We start from the raw sequence: 21,448 nt of genomic DNA on the forward strand, positions 1-21,448 counted from the left end.
CCTACGTGGGAATAACAGGGTCATTCTTCCCAATAATACTAACTTAAAACACTGTCATTTCCGCGCAGGCGGAAATCTATCCCCATACTGGCACTGTGCCTGGATAATAATAAATTCTTACCTACGTGAGAATAACAGGGTTATTCTTCCCAATAATACTAACTTAAAACACTGTCATTTCCGCGCAGGCGGAAATCTATCCCCATATTGGCACTGTGCCTGGAGAATAATAAATTCTTACCTACGTGGGAATAACAGGGTCATTCTTCCCAATAATACTAACTTAAAACACTGTCATTTCCGCGCAGGCGGAAATCTATCCCCATATTGGCACTGTGCCTGGAGAATAATAAATTCTTACCTACGTGAGAATAACAGGGTCATTCTTCCCAATAATACTAACTTAAAACACTGTCATTTCCGCGCAGGCGGAAATCTATCTTAATATACGCACCATGCTTATATAAAAGTACATCCCCGCCCACATCAGAATGCAAAGCAATTTTTAAATTAGTGCTATCGACCTTAGCCCAATAAATAGATCTTTTGTCAGGCCAAGGCCGGACTTACAGTGATTAATAGATTTTCGATTTAAGCATAATTAGTTTGTAAAGTTTTCTTGAAAGCCAATATATGTTGATAAGCTTCATCAATTCTAGCTCGGCTAATCTCCCCTGACTTTACTTTAGCTTCAATAATATTAATTATCTCTTCGGGATCTTGAAGGTTATCTACTAATTGATTACCAAATATAAACATGTCAGCACCAGCATTGATAGCTAAGGTTAATGCTTGTTCAAGTCCATAGTGATCACTAATAGCTTTCATTTGCATATCATCAGTAATGATGACACCATTAAATTTAAGCTGCTTGCGCAAAAGATTAGTTAAAATGTCATAAGATAGTGTAGCTGGCAGACCTGTTTTATCGAGTTGGCGGTTAACAACATGCGCTGTCATTATCATACCACAGGCTTGATTTCCGTTTAAAAGCATTTCATAAGGTAATAATTCATAATTTTGCCAAGTATCGGTAACATCGACAAAACCTAAATGCGAATCTGCTGTTGAACTACCATGACCTGGGAAATGTTTATAAGCACATTGCACATTATGATTTAAAAATTGCTTTGAAAAAAGATGCGCATAATTAGCTACTTGTTGCGGTTCAGCAGAAAAACTACGCTCAAATTTACCAATAACTGGATTATCGGGGTTAACATTAACATCAACTACTGGTGCAAAATCTAGATTTAGGCCTGAGTTTTGTAGCGTTTCAGCCATAGTTTCTGCCTCTCTATCAGCCTCATCTAATGGTAGCTTAGCAACTTCAGCTGCCGTTTTTGTCACAGGAAAGCCGTATCTTTCCTTTAAGCGGTTTACTTTTCCACCTTCATAATCAACTGAAATGAGCAAAGGAAGTTGAGGACGATGATGTTTTAAATTGGCTAGGTAGTTTAAATGTTCTAAGTCAGTAGTTAGCTTTTTAACTTGCTCGGGACTTTCTATGTTTTTATCATAGGTTTTTGTGGCAACATTATAATCAAATAAAATAACTCCGCCGATATTACTTTTATCAATTATTTTTGTAATTAATGAATCTTTTGTAATAGTTTTACCATTAAATCCAATCACTAACATCTGGCCAATTTCTTCGCGTAAACTTAAAGGTAAATTCGGCGATTCTGCATAAGAAAATTCATTTAAAAATAATGAGAAGAATAAGATAAATAAAAGACGACACTTCATTAGCTTAAAACCAAGTTACAAAAGTGCCAAATATGATACATAATTGTCATTAAATAGTCAAAATATAGATCAATTTAACTGAAAAATTTTGCAGTCTCTGCGAAACAGTTTATTTATATAAGTTAGATTTTTCGCATCTAGATAAGATATAAGTAATCAGAATTTATTGTGGTAACGATGGAAAATAAGTATTATAAATTTTAAGATAGCTTCCATCTTTTTCCATTTGTAAGAGTTGCTGATTAATTTGATTAACTAAACCTGTATTCTTGGGAAGAGACATAACACAAATACCTTCTCCTAGCGGTGTCTCTGTGTCTAAGTTTTGTAATTGATCACCAGAAGTCATAACCCAATATCTTGCACTAATATAATTTAAAAAAGCCGCAGCAATTTCATTATTATTTAAAGCCGTAATGACATCTTCAATGTCGTTATATTGTTGAATTACAAATAAGCCCGGGAAATTTTGTAACATGTAATCATAATATGGCCCTTGCTTTTCCTCAGTCATAAGAATGCCAACCGCTGTACCTTTTAAATCATTTATTGATTGATACGTGGCTCCTTTCTTGATTATAAATTGACCTTTACTAAGTAAATATGGCAAGCTAAAAAGATAATTTTGTTTAAGTTTTGCTGAGGCAGTAATACCGCCGACTGCTATATCAATACTACCCGAATTCAATGATGAAAATAGGCGGTAATAATCCATAGGTATAATCGAACATTCTTGATTTAGATTTTTACAGATAGTTTTAATAAGTTGAATATCAAAACCACTATCACTTGATAAAACAAAAGGTGGATAAAAAAACAGTGTTCCTACTTTAATTCCAGCAAAACTCGGTGCTATTAAGCAGAAAAGTAAAAAACCTAGTAATTTGTTACGCAGCAATGACATGCTTTGTTTTCCTTAACAAATTAGTTTTAAAAGTTCACAACTGCATCTAAAAGCGCTACATTTTAAGCTTAAGCTGTGAACGGTTATAATTATTTTCCTATTGAGATTTTATTGCTACAAATATCAAATAATCTAGATTATTTGATTATCGACAATAAATCCTAAATTAATTAATGATAAGTTTAGCCTATAATAGACTGCTTGATTATTGAAGCTCATTAATTGCTACTGCGCAATCAAACTACTAATTGCTTTTAACCAACCTTTAAAATTAAGTTCAATTTGTTCATAATTAGTTTCTGGTAAGCATTCATGCTCAACCTGCCAACTTTGCTTAAGTGCCTTAATTGATGTTAATTCACCACAACCTATTGCTGCTAATAAGGCGGCACCTTGTGCTGTTGTTTCAATATCTTTAGGGCGTTGCACGCTTAATTGGCACTGAGAAGCTAAAAACTGTAATAACCAGCGATTTACTGTCATCCCACCATCAACACGCAAAATTTTCATCTCAAGGTTGCTATCGCTTTGCATACATTCTAAAACTTGTCTTGTTTGATAACAGATGCTTTCTAATGCTGCTCGCGCAAGGTGAGCACGGTTACTTGTTCGAGTTAGTCCCAAAATTATAGCGCCACTGGTAGTAAGCCAATAAGGTGCGCCTAGGCCATTAAAAGATGGAATTAAATAGACTCCTTCATTACTCTTTATACTCTTAGCTAACTCTTCTGACTCAGCAGCGCAAGTTAATAACTTTAGTTCATCACGTAACCACTTGATGGTTGTACCAGCATCATAAATACTTCCTTCTAACCCATAAGTTAATTGTCCTTTAATTTTATAAGCAATTGTAGTAATTAAATTGGCCGAATTGATTGGCCTATTGCCTGTATTCATTAATAAAAAAGCACCTGTACCGTAAGTTGCCTTTATCATGCCATCATCAATGCAGCGTTGCCCGACTAACGCTGCTTGCTGATCACCTGCAACGCCGGTAATAGGTATCGAAAAACCTAATAAGGCTTTATCAGTAGTACCAAAATGATCATCACAAGCTTTAACTGCAGGCAGTATAGTTGGGTTAACTTCAAAAAGATCAAGCAACTCATGATCCCAAGTTTGTTTAAAAATATTGAACATTAATGTTCGAGAGGCATTGGTTATATCAGTGGCATGTACAGCTCCCTTAGTAAGACGCCAAATTAAAAAACTATCAATAGTCCCAAAAGCAAGATTATAGCAAGAAGCAAGCTTTTGAGCTTGCGGACAGTTTTTTAACAGCCACCACAATTTACTTGCCGAAAAATAAGGGTCGGGAAATAAACCGGTTTTTTTCTTAATTAGAACTTTATCTAAAGAGTTACAAAAATCCTCTGTACGCCTATCTTGCCAAACAATGGCTGGATATAAGCATTGACCTGTTTGCTTATCCCAAATTAATGTTGTTTCACGCTGATTTGTAATGCCACAAGCTATTAATTTATTTTTATCAATTTGCTCAGTAACATCTTTAATGGCCTGTAAAGTTTTTGTCCATATTTCTTCTGGACAATGTTCTACCCAACCAATCTTTGGATAAAATTGTAAAATATCATATTGACTAACAGCGATTAATTGCCCCGACAAAGTATAAATCATCGCCCGTGTACTACTTGTTCCCTGGTCAATAGCCAAAAGATATTTCTGCATTGCTTTCTATTTCCTAAATATAAAGGTAGTATTAATTGATTTTACATACTTTTTTAGCAAGGCAAAAACATGACGAAGTTTTTTGATCTCGCTGTTATAGGTGGTGGAATTAATGGTTGCGGTATTGCTGCTGATGCAGCCTTACGTGGCCTATCTGTAGTCTTAATAGAAAAAGATGATATTGCTTCTAAAACTTCTTCTAGCAGTAGTAAGTTAATTCACGGTGGTTTAAGATACCTTGAATATTATGATTTCTCGCTAGTAAAAAAAGCACTTGACGAGCGACAAACATTACTCTCTTTAGCGCCTCATCTTATTAAGCCATTACCATTTGTTCTACCTTATTTATCTTCTATGCGTCCTATGTGGTTACTACGTTCAGGTTTATTCATATATGATAATTTAAGTCGTAGAAATAAATTACCTAAAAGTAAACTAATTAAACGTCAAACATCATTACCCTATTTTTTACCTTTGCAAGATCATTTAAATAAAGGATTTTTATTTTATGATTGCCATACAGATGATGCGCGTCTTACTTTAGCTAATGCCCTACAAGCTAAACAACATGGTGCTTTAATTTGCCCTTATACCGAACTAACACAGGCAACATCTAAAGATGGTTTTTGGCACTTAACTTTACAAAATGCACAAGGTGAATCTAAATTATGCCAAGCTAAAACCCTTGTAAATGCTACTGGGCCTTGGGTTCCTTCATTAAATAAGCTATTAAATATAGATGACCATTATCCATTATCTTTAATTAAAGGTAGCCATCTTGTTGTTCCTAAACTCTATGAAGGTAACTATGCTTACTTATTACAAAATATCGATAAGCGAATTGTATTTATAATTCCTTACTATCAATACTCATTAATTGGTACAACAGATGTACCTTTCACTGGTGATTTAGACGTAGTTAAGATTAGCGGTGAAGAAAGAGATTATTTGCTTAACTTAGTTAACAACTATTTTAAACCAATTTTAACCCCTAAAGATATTGTGCATAGCTGGAGTGGTGTGCGTCCTCTTCTTGCTAATCAAGATCATTCTCCACAAGCTTTAAGCAGAGATTATTCCTACCATTATACAGCGCTACCAGCGCCTGCTGTGACCATTTATGGTGGTAAAATTACTACTTATAGACAGTTGTCTAGAGAAGCAGTTAATCAACTTAAACCTATTTTTCCGCATTTAAAACCGTCTATAACGCATAAAATACCACTTCCAGGCGCTACTTTTAAAGAGTTGTCCTTTAGTGATTACATTAAATATGCGCATCAAAAGTACCAATGGCTTCCAGATGGCATGCTAACTCGCCTACTAAATACGTATGGTACTAACATAGAAAATTTCCTAGGTGATTGTCAATATTTAAATGATCTTGGTCAAGACTTTGGTTTTGGTTTATTTCAACGTGAAGTAGATTATTTGTATACTCATGAATGGGCAAAACAGGTAGAGGATATTCTATGGCGACGCACTAAATTGGGGTTTGTTTTTACTGAATCATTTAAAGAGAGACTTGCTAACTATTTAGCAATAAAAAATTAATAAGTAAGTAACCTATCTATTTTTATATCAAACAGCGATTTCAAACTAAATATCACTATCAGTTAGGCCTTTTCTCATCCATTGAAAGATATACGGATAAGTTAGTTCTCACCTTTATCAATAGCTTCACGAATAGCAGTTATATCTGCGGCAATAGCTTGGCTAAGCAGTTCATTTAACGCAGATTCAGGCAAACTACCTGAATCTGAATAAATAATTATGCCTTGTTTAAAGATCATAAGATGGGGTATTGAGCGAATTTGAAAAGCCTCTGCTAACTCTGGCTCTTTGGCTACATCTACCTTAGTAAACATAACTGTAGGATTTTTTTTAGCTATTTGCTCATATACCGTAGCAAATTGCTTACAAGGTGCGCACCAATCAGCCCAGAAATCTACAAAAACAATTTCATTTTGATCAATTACTTGCTCTAACTCGGAAGAATTAGTGTTTATTAACATGCTGTATTTCTCTCGGCATTTTTATCTTTGTCAAGTATAGCAAGAATATTATTAAAAATTGTATCTGTATTGCCTAAGCCGCTTACACGATGAAAACTAGGAGCATCTATATTTGTAGTTTTAGCCCACTCTTCATAATATTTAACCAACGGCTCTGTTTGTTGATGATAGACATCTAAGCGTTTAGCAATAGTTTCTTCTTTATCATCATCACGTTGAATTAATGGTTCGCCAGTTATATCATCAACTTCGTCTACTTTTGGCGGATTAAATTTAATATGATAAACTCGTCCTGAAGCAACATGAACGCGTCTGCCACATAATCTATCCATAATTTCGTTATCTGGAACTACAATTTCAATAACATGATCTAGATTTATATTGGCCTTCTTTAATGCTTCAGCTTGAGGTAGCGTTCTTGGAAACCCATCAAAGAGAAAACCATTTTGACAGTCAGGCTGTTTTAAACGTTCTTTAACCAAGCCTATAATAATATCATCAGAAACTAATTTGCCAGCATCCATCACTGCTTTAGCATTTTTACCCAGTTCAGTCCCGGCAGCAATAGCTGAGCGCAACATATCACCAGTAGAGATCTGTGGTATTTTAAAATATTTAATCAACTTCAGGGCCTGAGTACCTTTTCCAGCACCGGGGCTACCTAATAACATTAAACGCATTAATTAGCTCCTAATTATGACTTAAATCTACCTTAACAACTTATATTGAATCAAACAGCCTAGGCTTACACTTGAAACTATCATTTATAACCATAATTTCTTTAAAATTTAAATATCTTACTCCTTGTTTATCATCTACTACGACTCGCTTGAAAAATGTAGCCCTCTGCATGATCTACTAGATTCCGCGGCTAAACCGCGGAACGTAGGCGGCAGAGGATGTTCAGATTTTCCTACACGACTCGCTTGAAAAATCTAGCCCCTGCATGCTCTACTAGATTCCGCGGCTAAACCGCGGAACGTAGGCGGCAAAGGATGTTCAGATTTTCCTACACGACTCGCTAGAAAAATCTAGCCCCTGCATGCTCTACTAGATTCCGCGGCTAAACCGCGGAACGTAGGCGGCAAAGGATGTTCAGATTTTCCTACACGACTCGCTAGAAAAATCTAGCCCCTGCATGCTCTACTAGATTCCGCGGCGAAACCACGGAACGTAGGCGGTAGAGGATGTTCAGATTTTCATATCTGAACCTTGTTGATATATAAAGCTCAACGAATTAAGTGTCCAACTATGTTTTTCTATAATCCTCTACATCCTATGGTTTTAAAATGTCCTGCGTTTCGCTCCAATAGCTTCCTACACTTCAACCCAACAGTTTCCTATGTACTGCTTTAACAGTTTCTTATATCTTGCTCCAATAGTTTCCTACGTCCCGCTTCAATAGTTTCCTACGTCCCGTTCAACATTTTCCTACGTCCCGCGACTCGTTCGCGGGATCCAGTTTCGCCATAGCTAATAATTTAGGCGGTAACTGTAAAGCAAACTTTAATTAATGACAACGACTTAATTGCGCATGATATATTTCTGCACGCCCACTTACCTTTTGGGCTACCTGCATTAGCCAAGGTTTTTTCAAGTAAGTACTACGTTGGTAACCGCCAATTCCTTCATGATAAGCTAAATATAGATTATAGGCATCATTACGTGGAATTCCTGTACGCAAGTGGATTTGATTAATATACCAGCCAATAAAATCTACAGCGTCCGTAAAATCACTACGAGATGACCAAAATCGGCCATTATTTTTTCTATAAAGTGACCAAGTTGTTCGTAATGCTTGGGTATAACCATAAGCGCTAGAGGGCCGCTTCCAGGGAATTACCCATAATATTTTTGTGCGTTTTGGACGAGCACGGCCATCAAATTTTGACTCTTGATGAATAATCGCCATTTGTACAGAAACAGGTACTTTCCAACGGTGCATAACCTCTCTTGCATCCCTATACCAGCCAGGGTATTGCTTAAAAATATAACAAAGATTATCAACATTACGCGGTGGATGTTTAACACAGGCGGCTAGCAAACATAGAGAGCTTACCACCACAAGGCGCAAGAAAAGATTCATTAAGGAAACAAATTAATTTGAGAATAAGTGTATTAGTAGCAAAAAAGTCCTTGAAATAAAACTCTCTTGATAAAAAATTCATAATTTAATTTTATTAGACCTCTTGCATAACCTGTTTATTTTGCGTGAGTGCAAGGTACCAGGATTTTGAGGAGCGGAGTTTACATGGTGTAAATGAGCACCAGAGAAACCCTTGCAACGCAGCAATCGCGTAAAATAAACAGGTTATGCAAGAGGTCTATTGTATCTAAAAAATACCATGTTAAAATCTTAATTTATTAATAACTTACAGTATAATACCGTTTATTAAGCTCTATAGTGATAAGTAGTAAATAAATGACTCTAACGTAGAATTCTATAAACTGCGCGTACAATATGATCTTAACAAACCGTATTATATTTATTGAGAACTTACTTGAATATTTTAGTTTTCGACATTGAAACTATTCCTGATATTGAAACTGGCAGAAGATTATATAACTTACATGATTTATCTGACCAAGATACAGCAGCAGCGATGATTGCTTTAAGAAAAAATAAAACGGGTAATGATTTCTTGCCACATTATTTGCAAAAGGTAGTTGCGATTTCATTAGTTATTCATCAGGGGCAGCAGTTTAAAGTGTGGTCTTTGGGCAGTGAACAAGCAGATGAAAAAGAATTAATTACTCGCTTTTTTACAGGTCTAGATAAATTTACACCAACCTTAATTACTTGGAATGGCAGTGGTTTTGATTTGCCAGTTTTACATTATAGAGCTCTACTACATGGCATTAGTGCCCCAACTTATTGGGAATATGGTGAAAACCAACAAACATTTCGCTTTAATAATTACTTAAACCGCTTCCACTATCGCCATCTTGATTTAATGGATGTTTTAGCAGCTTACCAAAATAAAGCATTTGCACCTCTAGATGAGATTGCTGCTATGCTAGGTTTTCCCGGAAAAATGGGAATGAGCGGTGCAAAAGTTTTTGATAGTTATTTAGCTGGAGACTTATCAGGTATTCGTAATTATTGTGAAACCGATGTGCTAAATACCTACTGTGTTTACCTTCGTTTTGAATTAATGCGCGGGGTCTTTAACAAAGAGACCTATGATACAACTATTAATCATTTAAAAAATTATTTAGCAAGTAACTCGCACAAGCCACATTTTCAAGAATTTTTATTTAAAATGGAGCAGAATTCAGGCATTAATAAAGAAATTTAGAGCTTATAAGATTCATATTTATTTATAAAAATAAAATTAAAAACTAGTGAAAGTAAAACAGAACTAGCTAGGTAAACATATTGGTAGAGTTAAGCTAAGCAGCATTTTTTACTAATAAAGCTAATAAGCAACAATTAACGTAATATTTTTCTTAATAGCCAAGCATCTTCTTGACCATTTGCATCTTGATAATAACTTTTTTTAATAGAATCTTTTTGAAAACCAAATTGCTGATATAAGTTAATTGCTCGTTGATTACTAGGCCGAACTTCTAAAATAATACTATCTATCGCGCTATCGTTTAACTTATCAATACTTGCTTGTAGCAAATATTTGCCTAAACCTTCTCCCTGTCTGGTTGGTGCAATACATAAATTTAAGATATGGTAAACGGTTAATGTTTGGCGCGAAATAATATAGCCTAGAACACACTTTTTATTCTCAAGCTCTTCTTCTAGCACTTGGCAATCATAGCCAACTAGTACGCAATCACTGATTATATCTCGACTCCAAGGCGCTTGATGCCCTTTCAATTCAATGCTATATACTTCATCTATATCTGCAAATTGCATTGGACGAACCGTAAGCATAGAGAGCTCTCTTAGCATAAATAGTTAATGACAGATAATAAAAATGTAGCTAATTATTTTACGTATTGAAATGCCTGCTTAAAATTATTGTATTTTAATTTAGCAGCAAGTAAAAAACTTCATATAAACTGCTTAGAAAGCTACGTATTTAACTAAAATTCTAAAGGAATTTCATATGAGATAATTATACTCATAAGTTAGATTAGGCTGTAATTGATACAGCCTAATGTTCTATTATAGATTATTTTTTCTTCTTTTTTGGTAAATATAAATCTGTAATAGTACCTTCGAAAGCCTCAGCAGCTTGTCCTACTGATTCAGATAAAGTAGGATGAGGGTGAATTGTTAAAGCAATATCTTCTACATCACAGCCCATTTCAATAGCTAAAGCAGTCTCAGCAATTAAATCACCTGCGTTTATTCCAACAATACCAGCGCCTAAAATACGATTAGTGGTTGGACAGAACAATAGTTTAGTCATGCCTTCTTCTCGACCCATACTTAAAGCCCTGCCACTTGCAGCCCAAGGGAATACGCCTTTTTCATAAGCAATTCCTTTTTCTTTTGCTTCTTTTTCTGTTAATCCAGCCCAGGCTACTTCAGGATCAGTATAGGCAACGTTTGCAATACATTTAGGAGCAAACTCATGTTTCATACCAGCAATAACTTCTGCTGCAACTTTACCTTCAGGTATTGCTTTATGGGCTAACATAGGCTGACCAACCACATCCCCAATTGCAAAAATATGAGCAACATTAGTCCGCATTTGCTTATCAACAGGAATAAAGCCACGTTCATCAACATGAACACCTGCTTTTTCAGCGCCAATAGACTTACCATTTGGCCTTCTACCTACAGATACCAGAACTTGTTGGAAACATAAAGGCTGATCTGTTTTATGCTCTCCTTCCATGCTAACATAAATACCATCTTTTTTAGCTTCCATGCCTGTGACTTTAGTTTTTAACAAAAAGTTAACACCTTTTTTACTCATTCGCTTTTGCAATACTGTAACTAAATCGGTGTCAGCACCTGGGATAAGCTGATCCATAAATTCAACTACTGTGACTTTTACACCTAGCGCTGAATAAACAGTAGCCATTTCAAGCCCAATAATACCTCCACCTAAAACTAGCAAATCACCTTTAATATTGGCCAATTCTAGAGCGCCAGTTGAGCTAAAAATACGTGGATCTTCAGGAATAAAAGGTAAATTAATTGACTCACTACCTACCGCAATAATGGCATTAGTAAAATCAATCGTTTGCTCATTATCATTAATGGTAAGTTGATTGGGGCTTGTAAATTGTGCAGTTCCTTTAACTACTTGAACTTTACGTTGCTTAGCAAGTGCTTTTAAGCCTCCGGTTAGTTTACCTACCACGGAATTTTTCCAAGCAACGAGTTTTTGATTATCAAAGCTCGGTTCACCAAATGTTACACCCTGCGCTGCCATTTCATGAGCTTCCTCAACAACTTTAGCAATGTGCAGAAGCGCTTTAGATGGAATACACCCTACATTAAGACATACACCACCTAAAGAATCATATCGTTCTACTAAAACTACTTTTTTTCCTAAATCAGCAGCACGAAAAGCCGCAGTATAGCCACCAGGACCACTACCAATAACGACTACATCTGCTTTAATACTCTCACTCATTACGGCCTCATTATTAAGTTAATTCAAATAATCTAAATTTATCTTTCTCACTTTGCTTAAAGTCTATACGCTATAAAACTATGCGACGAATATCGCTAAGTAGCTCAGCAATATAGCGCGTAAATCGAGCCGCTTCAGCTCCATCTATAACGCGATGATCATAAGAAAGGGATAAAGGCAGCATCAATCTTGGTTTAAACTCATTATTAATATAAACCGGCTTTATAACAGAGCGTGATAAGCCTAGAATGGCAACTTCAGGACTATTTACAATAGGGGTAAAAGCCGTACCACCAATCCCACCTAAACTTGAAATAGTAAAACAGCCCCCGCTCATATCCATAGGCGTAATTCCTTTTTCCCGCGCACGTTGGCTGACTTCGGCCATTTGTCGAGCGATTTCACTGACTGTTAGCTTGTCAATACCTTTAAGGACTGGGACTACAAGCCCATTTGGAGTCTCAACTGCAATACCTATATTAAAATATTTTTTATAAATTAAATTCTCCCCAGTATTATCAAGGGAGGCATTAAATTGAGGGAAGGCAAGCAATGCTTTACTAACTACTTTAGTTACAAATGCCAAGATTGTTAACTTAAAACCTGCCTGTTTTGCGGTATCTGACTCAGCTTTTCTAAAGCTTTCTAATTCAGTAATATCTGCCTCATCAAATTGAGTCACATGCGGAATAGTTAACCAAGAACGATGAACATTTTGACCAGTTAAGCGCTTTATTTTATTGAGTGGTTTTGTTTCAATATCACCAAACTTACTAAAATCAATTATAGGTGCTTGTGGTAGAGAAAATTGGCCAGTATTGTTTTGCGTCTCTGCTAACTTAGCTTTTATGTAAGATTGTACATCTTCTTTAGTTATTCTTCCTTTACGACCTGTTCCTTTTACTTTAAATAAATTTACGCCTAATTCTCTAGCCATTCTTCTAACAGAAGGACCTGCAAATACCTCTGCAGCTGAATCGTTGAAATTTTCCTCCTCTTCCTTAACTAATTTAGCAGTTGAGGATGAAGTTTCTACTGATACTGGTTGTTGTGCTTCTGATTCTTCGTTTTTTACAGCATTATTTTTAGATGACTGTAGTTCTGAAGCTCTTTGCTCTTGCTTTACTTCTTCCCTTGTCTGCAAAGTTAAAATCAAAGTACCTTGAGACACTTTATCGCCAACCTTGATGGCCATTCTCTCTACTATACCTGCAGCAGGTGCCGGAATATCCATAGTTGCTTTATCACCTTCTAAGGTAATTAAAGCTTGTTCTTTTTGAATATTATCACCAGCCTTAACCATGACCTCAATAACGTCAACATCAGTTGCTCCACCAATATCAGGGATCACAACCTCTATGGTCTTTACTTCTGCAGCTGAGGGAGTATTGCTATTTTCTTTATTAGCCTGCTCCTCACCAGGAGCTAATTTTTCCGAAGTTTGTTTAGCAGATTCATCTTTAGTCGCTGTTTCAGGCGCTGCTTTCTCGCTATGACTTAATTGTCCTTCAGCCGCCAACGTTAAAATAATATCGCCTTCACTAACCTTGTCACCTACTTTTACTAATACTTTATTTACTTTTCCTGCTTGTGCTGAGGGAATCTCCATGCTTGCTTTATCTGACTCTAAAGTAACTAAAGAAGTGTTAACATCAATTTCATCACCAGGATGCACTAAGATTTCAATAACATCTACATTTGTAGCTCCACCAATATCGGGAACTTTTATTTCAATTTCATCTGTCATGTTTATCCTCTGCCATAGACGCTTAAGTCTCATGTCATTTATTTCGTACGATTACAGGTATAAGCATTTATTAAAACCTGACGTAGGTTGGGCCTTAGCCCAACCTACATATCCATTATGTAATGGTATAAGTCCGTTAATGGTTCGCCGGATTTAGCTTATCAACGTTAATATCGTAACGTTTTATTGCATCACTAACGACACTCTTTGGTAAATCACCTTCTTCAACTAATGCTTCTAATGCCGTCAGAACTATAGATTTTGCATCGACTTCAAAAAAATATCTTAGGCGCTCTCGCGTGTCACTACGACCATACCCGTCAGTACCTAATACTTTATATGCAGAAGGTACAAAAGACCGAATTTGATCTGCATATAAGCGCATATAGTCAGTTGCTGCTACAACAGGACCTCGACTATCCTTAAGTTGCTCAGTTACATAACTTTGACGTGGTTTTTCCTTAGGATGAAGTCTATTATAACGCTCAACAGCTAAACCATCGCGACGCAGCTCATTAAAGCTTGTTACGCTCCAAATATCAGCGGTTACTTTATAATCTTTTTCTAATAATTCAGCCGCTGCAATTACTTCCCGTAAAATAGTGCCACTGCCTAATAGTTGTAGATGCGCCTTACCTTTATTGGTATTATTTTTTAATCGATACATGCCTTTAAGAATACCTTCTTCAACACCCTTAGGCATTTCTGGATGACTGTAATTTTCATTCATAACTGTAATGTAGTAAAAAATATTTTCTTGATTAACATACATACGTCGTAAGCCATCTTGAATAATAACAGCTAATTCATAGGCGTAGGTTGGGTCATAAGTTACACAATTAGGAATAGTTGAAGCTAATATATGGCTATGTCCATCCTGATGCTGTAATCCTTCGCCAGCTAAAGTAGTACGGCCTGCAGTACCCCCTAATAAAAATCCTCGCGCCTGAATATCGCCAGCAGCCCAAGCTAGATCGCCAACGCGTTGAAAACCAAACATAGAGTAATAAATATAAAACGGAATCATTGCTAATTTATTAGAGCTATAAGACGTTCCTGCTGCAATCCATGAGCAAAAAGCGCCTGCCTCATTAATTCCTTCTTCGAGGATTTGTCCATCTTTTGCTTCACGATAATACATAACCTGTTCATGATCGACAGGCGTATATAATTGCCCTACAGGTGAGTAAATTCCTACCTGCCGGAATAAACCTTCCATGCCAAATGTACGACACTCATCAGGTACAATAGGTACGATTCTTTGCCCTATTTCTTTATCTTTTAATAACAAAGTTAAAATACGAACAAAGGCCATAGTAGTAGAGATCTCTCTATCACCACTGCTTTTTAATACAGGTTCAAAAAGAGATAAATCAGGAATTTTTAATGATTCAAAATCAGTCGTTCTAGCAGGTAAATAACCGCCTAAAGCTTCCCGCTGTTTACGCAAAAATTGTATTTCCGGACTATCGTCAGCAGGACGATAAAAAGGAATTTCAGTAATCTTATCATCACTAATTGGAATGCTAAATCGATCTCTAAAAGCACGTAACTGCTCAATTGACATTTTCTTTTGCTGATGAGTGATATTTTGGCCCTCACCAGCAGCACCCATGCCATATCCTTTGATGGTTTTTGCTAAAATAACAGTTGGTACACCTTGGCTTTCGACAGCCTGTGCATAAGCAGCATATACTTTTTGTGCATCATGCCCACCGCGATTAAGTCGCCAAATATCATCATCAGACATATGCTCGACCATTTTTTTAAGCTCAGGATATTGGCCAAAAAAATGTTCACGTACGTAGGCGCCATCATGTGCTTTATAAGCTTGGTAATCACCATCTACGCACTCTTCCATACGTTTTTGCATAATACCGTTTTTATCGCGGGCAAATAGATTATCCCAACGCCCCCCCCAAATAACTTTTATAACATTCCAACCAGCACCACGAAATAATCCTTCTAATTCTTGAATGATTTTGCCATTACCACGTACAGGGCCGTCAAGTCGTTGCAAATTACAGTTAACAACAAAAATTAAATTATCTAATTTTTCACGAGCTGCAATGGTTAAGGCACCAACCGATTCAGGCTCATCCATTTCACCATCGCCTAAAAATGCCCAAACTTTTCGACCTTCTAACTCTATTAAGCCACGGTTTTCTAAATACTTCAGAAACCTTGCTTGATAGATAGCCTGTAGTGGCCCAAGTCCCATTGATACAGTTGGAAATTGCCAAAAATCAGGCATAAGCCATGGATGTGGATAAGAAGATATTCCTTTCCCTCCTACCTCTTGACGAAAATTAGCCAGCTGCTGCTCTGATAACCTACCTTCAAGGAAAGCACGCGCATAAATACCTGGTGATGAATGACCTTGGATATAAACTAAATCGCCACCATGTTTACCATTAGGCCCTTTAAAAAAATAGTCAAATCCTACTTCATATAACGTAGCGGCAGAAGCATAGGAAGCAATATGACCGCCAAGCTCTGGAGCATATTTACCCGCCCGCAAAACCATTGCTACAGCATTCCAACGGATAAGGGCGCCAATTCGTTTTCCGACCCCTTCATCAGGTGGTATAAGCTTTTCTTCATGAGGCTTGATAGTGTTGCGATAAGGCGTATAAATAGTATTAGCGGTGCTTATACCCTTTGCACTAGCCATATTTTGCAGCTGGGTTAAAAGAAACGCTGCTCGTTCGCTACCGTCATTTCTTAACACAGATTGTAAGGCATCCAGCCATTCACGCGTTTCAATTGGATCAATATCATTAAATGTATCACTGGCCATGAATGTGTTCCTCATCTTAAGTCTTAATGGCAAACATGCACTGATCGTAGCTGCTTTGAAATTGCTCCAATACATGCTTGTACGCAAACTCGATAGTCTTGTCGACAGTTACAAGTTGGTTTGCTGCATTGTAGTGGATCACGATAAGAATTCAACTCACGAATAATCTCTCCACCTTTTACATACTGTTCATGTTGGTAGTATAAGTAGGATTCAGATGTTGACTGCTTGGAAAATGCCACACATTGTGGACAGCTATTACGGCAAGTTTTATTACAAGCTTGAGCGCGCTGTTCACAAACTACTGTACATAAGTTACAGGAAGCTTTAGTTTGCCCCAAAGGATAATGCGCACAAGAATTCATGAAAATGAATAAAAAAGCTAGTACACCACGCATGAAAATAGTCATTTAAGTATACTCACAATATTGAAATTTTTTCCTATTATAACCAAGTCGACAAAGTAAGTAAGGCAATTAACACTAAATATATAACTAGTGCATATTCCACTAAGCTTTGCGCATAAGGCAAGGTAACTATTTCCAGCTCTTGACTACGCGCAGCAAGTAAACCACCTGTACTTAATATTGCATCATTGTTTTTTGGAGAAGACAAAAAAACTTGCTGATAATAGTTAAATCCCTTCTGAAAATTTCCTACTAATAGGTAAAAGAGCAACGTTATCCTTGTAGTAGGCCAATCTAAAATATTAATTATATTTGTTGCAGCTACTTTCGTAATTTCATAGTGCATACATAAAGACACTAGTCGATAAAAAAGCACCCCAAGAGGGCCAGTTAGTATAAACCAAAAAATTACAGCAAAAAGCTGGTTATTAGCCTTAGCAAAATAATTTCCGGCTACTAGTTCATTTTCCAATTCATCCTTCGGTGTTTTGGTTGGATAAAATGGATTTTCTGGGCCAACACAATGATAAAATACAATAAAATTAATTATAAAACCAAAAATACCAAAAAATAACTGACCTAAAAGGAGCAATAAAACCCAAACAATCAGCATTAAGGGCAATATAATTAAAATTAAAGCAATATATGAGTTTTGAATAAATCTTACTTGCTGAAATTTACTAGTTAAATTTTCTACATAGTCTGAAAACCAATTAAAGCGAGTCGCAGAAAAAGCATGAATTAAATAACGTTCACTCAACAAGGTTAATATTATAATTAACAATTTCATGACTAATCCTTACGCATTTTCTCGGATAATGCAATTGGGGTTGGATACTTTAAAACGACCAAATAAGAAGAAACAATAAATGTTAAAATAGTTGTAGCCTGTATTAAATTTGACGCAACTTCCGAAATTAAATGCGTATTTAAAGCAATACTGGCAACCAGTAAAGAAAACTCACTAGTCTGTCCTAATCGTAAACCTACCTCTTTAGCTACTGTCTTTTTCTCTCCTGACTTAATAAGAAGATATTGGAATACTATTGGCTTAAGAACTAGCATCAAAATAGCAAGTAGGCAAGCTGGGATAATGACTTGTGCAACGAAACTAAAATTAAATGTAGCGCCAATCGAAAAAAAGAACATAACCAGAAAAAAATCTCTTAGCGGCTTAAGGCTTTCTGCAATATAAAGAGAGATAGGACTAGATGCAATGGCAACTCCTGCAACAAAAGCACCAATATCTTGCGATAAGCCTATTTGCTCTGCTAGAAATGAAAGCCCAAGGCACCAACCAATTGATAATAAAAAAACATATTCTTGTGTTCTATCAAACCGCGCGAGAAGCTTTACAAGTACATAGCGCTCAACCGCAAAAGCTAATAGAGTTAACGCTGGCAAAGCAAAACCAACTAAGGCAAAATCATTTAATGATAGGCCATCGCCTTGAGCACCATTTATTAGAATTAATACAATAATAGCAATAACATCCTGCATTAATAATACGCTAATCATTACTTCACCAGTGTGCTGATGATGTAATATGGTGGTTGGTAATAATTTTAAGCCAATAATCGTACTAGAAAACATCATTGTAGCGCCTAAAACCCATGCTTCTCCGACGCTAAGCCCAAACCATCTTCCAATTCCAAATGCGATTAATGCAAAGAAAACTGAGCTTAAAATAGCAATCCAAGTAATCTTTTTAAGCATATGGACCAGATTTTGCGGCTGTAAGTGTAAGCCTAATAAAAATAAGAGAAAAACGATACCTATATCACCTACTTGTTGTACCGTAGTAACGTTGTTAACTAATTTAAGACCCCAAGGGCCTAGCGCTGCGCCTAATAAAATATAAGCAACTAATAAAGATTGTTTTGTAAACAAAACAAGTGTTGAAAATACTGCTGCCCCAGCAAAAATTAGAAAGATTGTATAAAAAACTGAGTCAGTATACATAATACACCAGGTTTAAGGAGTAAAGTGCGACTTATAATTATAAGCAAAAAGCAGTAGCTTTTGAGCTACATTATTTGCTTTCAATAGTTTATAAGGATCATATTCTCTCACTAATGTCTTACCTACTTAGTAGAATAAGCCTTTAATAGAAAGTTTATCGAACCATGCTTTTACAACAGATAGAATACAAAATCAAGTAACCCTTAATTTTGTTAAATTATTAAACAAAAGAAGACTAATTTTAATAAAATTTGCCCGAAGTTTTACCACGAAAAACTCGATATGAATACAACGTATAAATGAGCAGTACTGGTAACATAATTGCTACCCCAATTAGAATAAATATTAAAGTTGAGTCGGGAGCTGCAGCCTCCCAAAAGGTAACTTGATGCGGAATTAAAAAAGGATAAATACTAATAGCAATTCCTAAATAAGAACAAAGAAAAATGACAATACTTCCAATGAAAGGCTTTACCTCGTTTCCTGGCGATAACGTTGCTAAATTATACCAAGTAATTAAAATGGTGATGCCTGTTAAAATAGGAAGTGGCGCTAATAAAAAGATATCTGGAAAGCTATACCATCGATTAAAAATTAGTTCACTATGTAATGGTGTCCAGATACTGACAATGATTAAAAATAAACTTACTAAAATCAACATTCCCTTTGCAAAATGTACCATTTTACGTTGTAGCCTGCCTTGGCTTTTAATAACCATCCAGGTTGCACCCAATAACCCATATCCACAAACTAAAGCAATTCCAGTTAACAAAGTAAAGGGTGTTAACCAATCTACATCATTTATTGTATGTCTAGCTGGGTCAACAGGAAAGCCATGAACAACACAACCTAAGACAACGCCTTGAAAAAAAGCCGCTGCAACTGAGCTTATCGCAAATATCCAGTTCCACAATGGCTTGCTAGCTGTTGCTTTAAAACGAAATTCAAAACTTACGCCTCTAAAAATCAAACCAATTAACATCAGCATCAGAGGCATATATAAAATAGGTAACAATAAGCCATAAGCCATAGGGAATGCGCCATAAAGCATAGCGCCACCAAAAACCAGCCATGTTTCATTGCCATCCCATACAGGCGCCACTGAGCTCATCATTTGATCCCTTTCTAATTCACTTTCAGTGAAAGGAAACAAAATACCAATGCCTAAATCAAAGCCATCTAAAATAACATACATTATAATGATGAAAGCAAGCAGGCCTGCAAACAGAATTGGTAACATTATTTAGATTCTCCTGTAGGATCATTTTCAGACATATACTGAAATGGCATATGATCAACGGCTTTATCATCAAGCATAACCAACCCATGGCGAACTGTTTTAAACAAATAATATAGATAGAAGCTAAAAATAATGCCATAAACTAAAATAAGTAATAAAAATGAGATAGCCACTTCCTGCCAACCAACCCGTGAAACAGCATCTACTGTTCGCTGTAAGTTATAAACAACCCAGGGCTGGCGACCAAATTCTGCGGTAAACCAACCGCAAATTGTAGCTACAAAACCAAGTGGAGCGATGAGAATACACCATTTATGAAAAAGTTTTGCTTGAAATAAAGTTTTCCTGAATCGCAAAAACAGCGCAAAAATCGCTGTTGCTAACATAATAAGGCCAATACCAACCATAATTCTAAAGGAGAAGAATACTGCTGCAACCTTAGGTTGATCAGCTACACTAACAGATTTTAACCCAATTAATTCGCCGTTTAAGTCATGAGTATTAATTAAACTAGCTAGTTTTGGAATTTCAATTGCATAATTATTTCTTTGCTCACTTTGAGAAGGAATAGCAAATAAAACCAGCGGCGCTCCTTTTTGGGTATTCCATACTCCCTCCATGGCTGCAGTCTTTAAAGGTTGATAATGATGAATTGCTAAGCCAACACTATCGCCGATAGCAATCTGGATAGGTACGACAATTAATGCAGACCACATGGTAAAAGACAAACACTTCTTAGCAACTTCTAAATGCTTGTTTTTAACTAAAAAATAAGCAGCAATTCCTGCGATAACAAAACAAGTTGTAGTATAAGAAGCAAAAATCATGTGTAGAACACGAGGAATAAAAAGTGGATTAAAAACTACATCCCACCAATTACTGACAATATATTTTCCATTAACGATTTCATAGCCCGCTGGAACTTGCATCCAAGAATTTGCTGACAAAATCCAAAAGGCAGAAATTGTGGTGCCTACGCCAACAAAGGTAGTAGCAAAAAAATGAAGTTTGGGCGGGACACGTTCCCAGCCGAATAACATTACTCCTAAAAAACCAGCCTCTAAAAAGAAAGCTGTCAATGTTTCATAGGCAAATAAAGCACCAAGTACATTGCCAAACTGAGCTATAAAAGGCCCAAAATTGGTACCAATTTGATAAGCTAACACTATTCCAGAGACAACACCCATACCAAATGTTAGGGCAAATATTTTAGTCCAGAATTTACAAATTATTAAATAAAGAGGATTTTTGGTTCTTAACCATGTTGCTTCCATAATAATTAAGAAAACAGCAAGCCCTAGATTTAAAGTAGGAAATAGAATATGGAAGGCCATACTAAATCCAAACTGTGCTCTTGATAAGATTTCTACAATCATATTCCACCTT

The 21,448-nt window shown here is 36.2% G+C and carries 17 protein-coding genes; 2 read left to right on the forward strand and 15 right to left on the reverse strand.

From position 1 onward, the window contains the following. Positions 1-591 precede the first annotated feature (591 nt). The 3 genes from ACNVED_RS08060 to glpK form a co-directional block, all read right to left on the reverse strand. Positions 592-1,749, reverse strand: coding sequence for a glycoside hydrolase family 3 protein (locus ACNVED_RS08060; RefSeq protein WP_419418511.1), 1,158 nt, complete (start codon positions 1,747-1,749; stop codon positions 592-594). Positions 1,750-1,912: 163 nt separating this feature from the next. Beyond that, a complete protein-coding gene (locus ACNVED_RS08065) occupies positions 1,913-2,653 on the reverse strand; it encodes a transporter substrate-binding domain-containing protein (protein WP_419418512.1) in 741 nt (246 codons plus the stop codon). Between the two features lie 225 nt (positions 2,654-2,878). Continuing rightward, positions 2,879-4,342, reverse strand: coding sequence for a glycerol kinase GlpK (gene glpK / locus ACNVED_RS08070; protein WP_419418513.1), 1,464 nt, complete (start codon positions 4,340-4,342; stop codon positions 2,879-2,881). 69 nt (positions 4,343-4,411) lie between these two features. Here glpK and glpD point away from each other — a divergent pair, with 69 nt between their 5' ends. Next, positions 4,412-5,896 (forward strand): glycerol-3-phosphate dehydrogenase, encoded by a 1,485-nt coding sequence (gene glpD / locus ACNVED_RS08075; protein WP_419418514.1) that lies wholly within the window; start codon positions 4,412-4,414, stop codon positions 5,894-5,896. A 101-nt stretch (positions 5,897-5,997) separates the two neighbouring features. On the opposite strand, the gene ACNVED_RS08080 is transcribed toward glpD, so the two are convergent. The 3 genes from ACNVED_RS08080 to ACNVED_RS08090 all read right to left on the reverse strand — a co-directional run bounded on the left by ACNVED_RS08080 (position 5,998) and on the right by ACNVED_RS08090 (position 8,443). Beyond that, entirely contained in the window at positions 5,998-6,357 is a 360-nt protein-coding gene (locus tag ACNVED_RS08080; protein ID WP_419418515.1) for a thioredoxin family protein, read from the reverse strand. Then, positions 6,351-7,037, reverse strand: coding sequence for an adenylate kinase (gene adk, locus ACNVED_RS08085; protein ID WP_419418516.1), 687 nt, complete (start codon positions 7,035-7,037; stop codon positions 6,351-6,353). The genes ACNVED_RS08080 and adk overlap by 7 nt, the downstream gene beginning before the upstream one ends. An 830-nt stretch (positions 7,038-7,867) precedes the next feature. Next, positions 7,868-8,443, reverse strand: coding sequence for a transglycosylase SLT domain-containing protein (locus ACNVED_RS08090; RefSeq protein WP_419418517.1), 576 nt, complete (start codon positions 8,441-8,443; stop codon positions 7,868-7,870). Between the two features lie 415 nt (positions 8,444-8,858). Between ACNVED_RS08090 and ACNVED_RS08095 the strand changes: the two genes are divergently transcribed. Beyond that, a complete protein-coding gene (locus tag ACNVED_RS08095) occupies positions 8,859-9,656 on the forward strand; it encodes a 3'-5' exonuclease (protein ID WP_419418518.1) in 798 nt (265 codons plus the stop codon). A gap of 134 nt (positions 9,657-9,790) precedes the next feature. Here ACNVED_RS08095 and rimI read toward each other — a convergent pair whose 3' ends face one another. From rimI to ACNVED_RS08140, 9 genes are all read right to left on the reverse strand, one after another. Further along, positions 9,791-10,246, reverse strand: coding sequence for a ribosomal protein S18-alanine N-acetyltransferase (gene rimI / locus ACNVED_RS08100; RefSeq protein WP_419418519.1), 456 nt, complete (start codon positions 10,244-10,246; stop codon positions 9,791-9,793). Positions 10,247-10,487: 241 nt separating this feature from the next. Further along, positions 10,488-11,906, reverse strand: a complete 1,419-nt coding sequence (gene lpdA, locus ACNVED_RS08105; protein WP_419418520.1) for a dihydrolipoyl dehydrogenase — start codon at positions 11,904-11,906, stop codon at positions 10,488-10,490. Between the two features lie 70 nt (positions 11,907-11,976). Further along, the gene (gene aceF / locus ACNVED_RS08110) at positions 11,977-13,653 is read right to left on the reverse strand and encodes a dihydrolipoyllysine-residue acetyltransferase (protein ID WP_419418521.1); all 1,677 of its coding nucleotides are present in this window, start codon (positions 13,651-13,653) and stop codon (positions 11,977-11,979) included. 136 nt (positions 13,654-13,789) lie between these two features. After that, complete coding sequence (aceE, locus tag ACNVED_RS08115; RefSeq protein ID WP_419418522.1) at positions 13,790-16,453, reverse strand: pyruvate dehydrogenase (acetyl-transferring), homodimeric type; 2,664 nt, start codon at positions 16,451-16,453, stop codon at positions 13,790-13,792. 23 nt (positions 16,454-16,476) lie between these two features. Then, positions 16,477-16,863 carry an acyltransferase gene (locus ACNVED_RS08120; protein WP_419418523.1) on the reverse strand — a complete coding sequence of 129 codons (387 nt, stop codon included), beginning with the start codon at positions 16,861-16,863 and terminating at the stop codon, positions 16,477-16,479. A 34-nt stretch (positions 16,864-16,897) separates the two neighbouring features. Then, positions 16,898-17,650: a hypothetical protein gene (locus ACNVED_RS08125; protein ID WP_419418524.1), complete on the reverse strand. Its 753-nt coding sequence runs from the start codon at positions 17,648-17,650 to the stop codon at positions 16,898-16,900. 2 nt (positions 17,651-17,652) lie between these two features. Continuing rightward, complete coding sequence (locus ACNVED_RS08130; protein WP_419418525.1) at positions 17,653-18,822, reverse strand: cation:proton antiporter; 1,170 nt, start codon at positions 18,820-18,822, stop codon at positions 17,653-17,655. Positions 18,823-19,063: 241 nt separating this feature from the next. Next, positions 19,064-20,062, reverse strand: coding sequence for a cytochrome d ubiquinol oxidase subunit II (gene cydB, locus ACNVED_RS08135; RefSeq protein WP_419418526.1), 999 nt, complete (start codon positions 20,060-20,062; stop codon positions 19,064-19,066). Further along, positions 20,062-21,438 carry a cytochrome ubiquinol oxidase subunit I gene (locus ACNVED_RS08140; protein ID WP_419418527.1) on the reverse strand — a complete coding sequence of 459 codons (1,377 nt, stop codon included), beginning with the start codon at positions 21,436-21,438 and terminating at the stop codon, positions 20,062-20,064. Before ACNVED_RS08140 ends, cydB begins: the two co-directional genes overlap by 1 nt. Positions 21,439-21,448 lie beyond the last annotated feature (10 nt).

The sequence above is a fragment of the Legionella sp. D16C41 genome, from assembly GCF_048541585.1.
Taxonomy (GTDB): domain Bacteria; phylum Pseudomonadota; class Gammaproteobacteria; order Legionellales; family Legionellaceae; genus Legionella_C.

Bases quoted from the DNA above. Each gene is read 5' to 3' on its own strand.
- ACNVED_RS08060 (WP_419418511.1), bottom strand. From the start codon at position 1,749: ATGAAGTGTCGTCTTTTATTTATCTTATTCTTCTCATTATTTTTAAAT.
- ACNVED_RS08065 (WP_419418512.1), bottom strand. From the start codon at position 2,653: ATGTCATTGCTGCGTAACAAATTACTAGGTTTTTTACTTTTCTGCTTA.
- glpK (WP_419418513.1), bottom strand. From the start codon at position 4,342: ATGCAGAAATATCTTTTGGCTATTGACCAGGGAACAAGTAGTACACGG.
- glpD (WP_419418514.1), top strand. From the start codon at position 4,412: ATGACGAAGTTTTTTGATCTCGCTGTTATAGGTGGTGGAATTAATGGT.
- ACNVED_RS08080 (WP_419418515.1), bottom strand. From the start codon at position 6,357: ATGTTAATAAACACTAATTCTTCCGAGTTAGAGCAAGTAATTGATCAA.
- adk (WP_419418516.1), bottom strand. From the start codon at position 7,037: ATGCGTTTAATGTTATTAGGTAGCCCCGGTGCTGGAAAAGGTACTCAG.
- ACNVED_RS08090 (WP_419418517.1), bottom strand. From the start codon at position 8,443: ATGAATCTTTTCTTGCGCCTTGTGGTGGTAAGCTCTCTATGTTTGCTA.
- rimI (WP_419418519.1), bottom strand. From the start codon at position 10,246: ATGCTTACGGTTCGTCCAATGCAATTTGCAGATATAGATGAAGTATAT.
- lpdA (WP_419418520.1), bottom strand. From the start codon at position 11,906: ATGAGTGAGAGTATTAAAGCAGATGTAGTCGTTATTGGTAGTGGTCCT.
- aceF (WP_419418521.1), bottom strand. From the start codon at position 13,653: ATGACAGATGAAATTGAAATAAAAGTTCCCGATATTGGTGGAGCTACA.
- aceE (WP_419418522.1), bottom strand. From the start codon at position 16,453: ATGGCCAGTGATACATTTAATGATATTGATCCAATTGAAACGCGTGAA.
- ACNVED_RS08120 (WP_419418523.1), bottom strand. From the start codon at position 16,863: ATGACTATTTTCATGCGTGGTGTACTAGCTTTTTTATTCATTTTCATG.
- ACNVED_RS08125 (WP_419418524.1), bottom strand. From the start codon at position 17,650: ATGAAATTGTTAATTATAATATTAACCTTGTTGAGTGAACGTTATTTA.
- ACNVED_RS08130 (WP_419418525.1), bottom strand. From the start codon at position 18,822: ATGTATACTGACTCAGTTTTTTATACAATCTTTCTAATTTTTGCTGGG.
- cydB (WP_419418526.1), bottom strand. From the start codon at position 20,062: ATGTTACCAATTCTGTTTGCAGGCCTGCTTGCTTTCATCATTATAATG.
- ACNVED_RS08140 (WP_419418527.1), bottom strand. From the start codon at position 21,438: ATGATTGTAGAAATCTTATCAAGAGCACAGTTTGGATTTAGTATGGCC.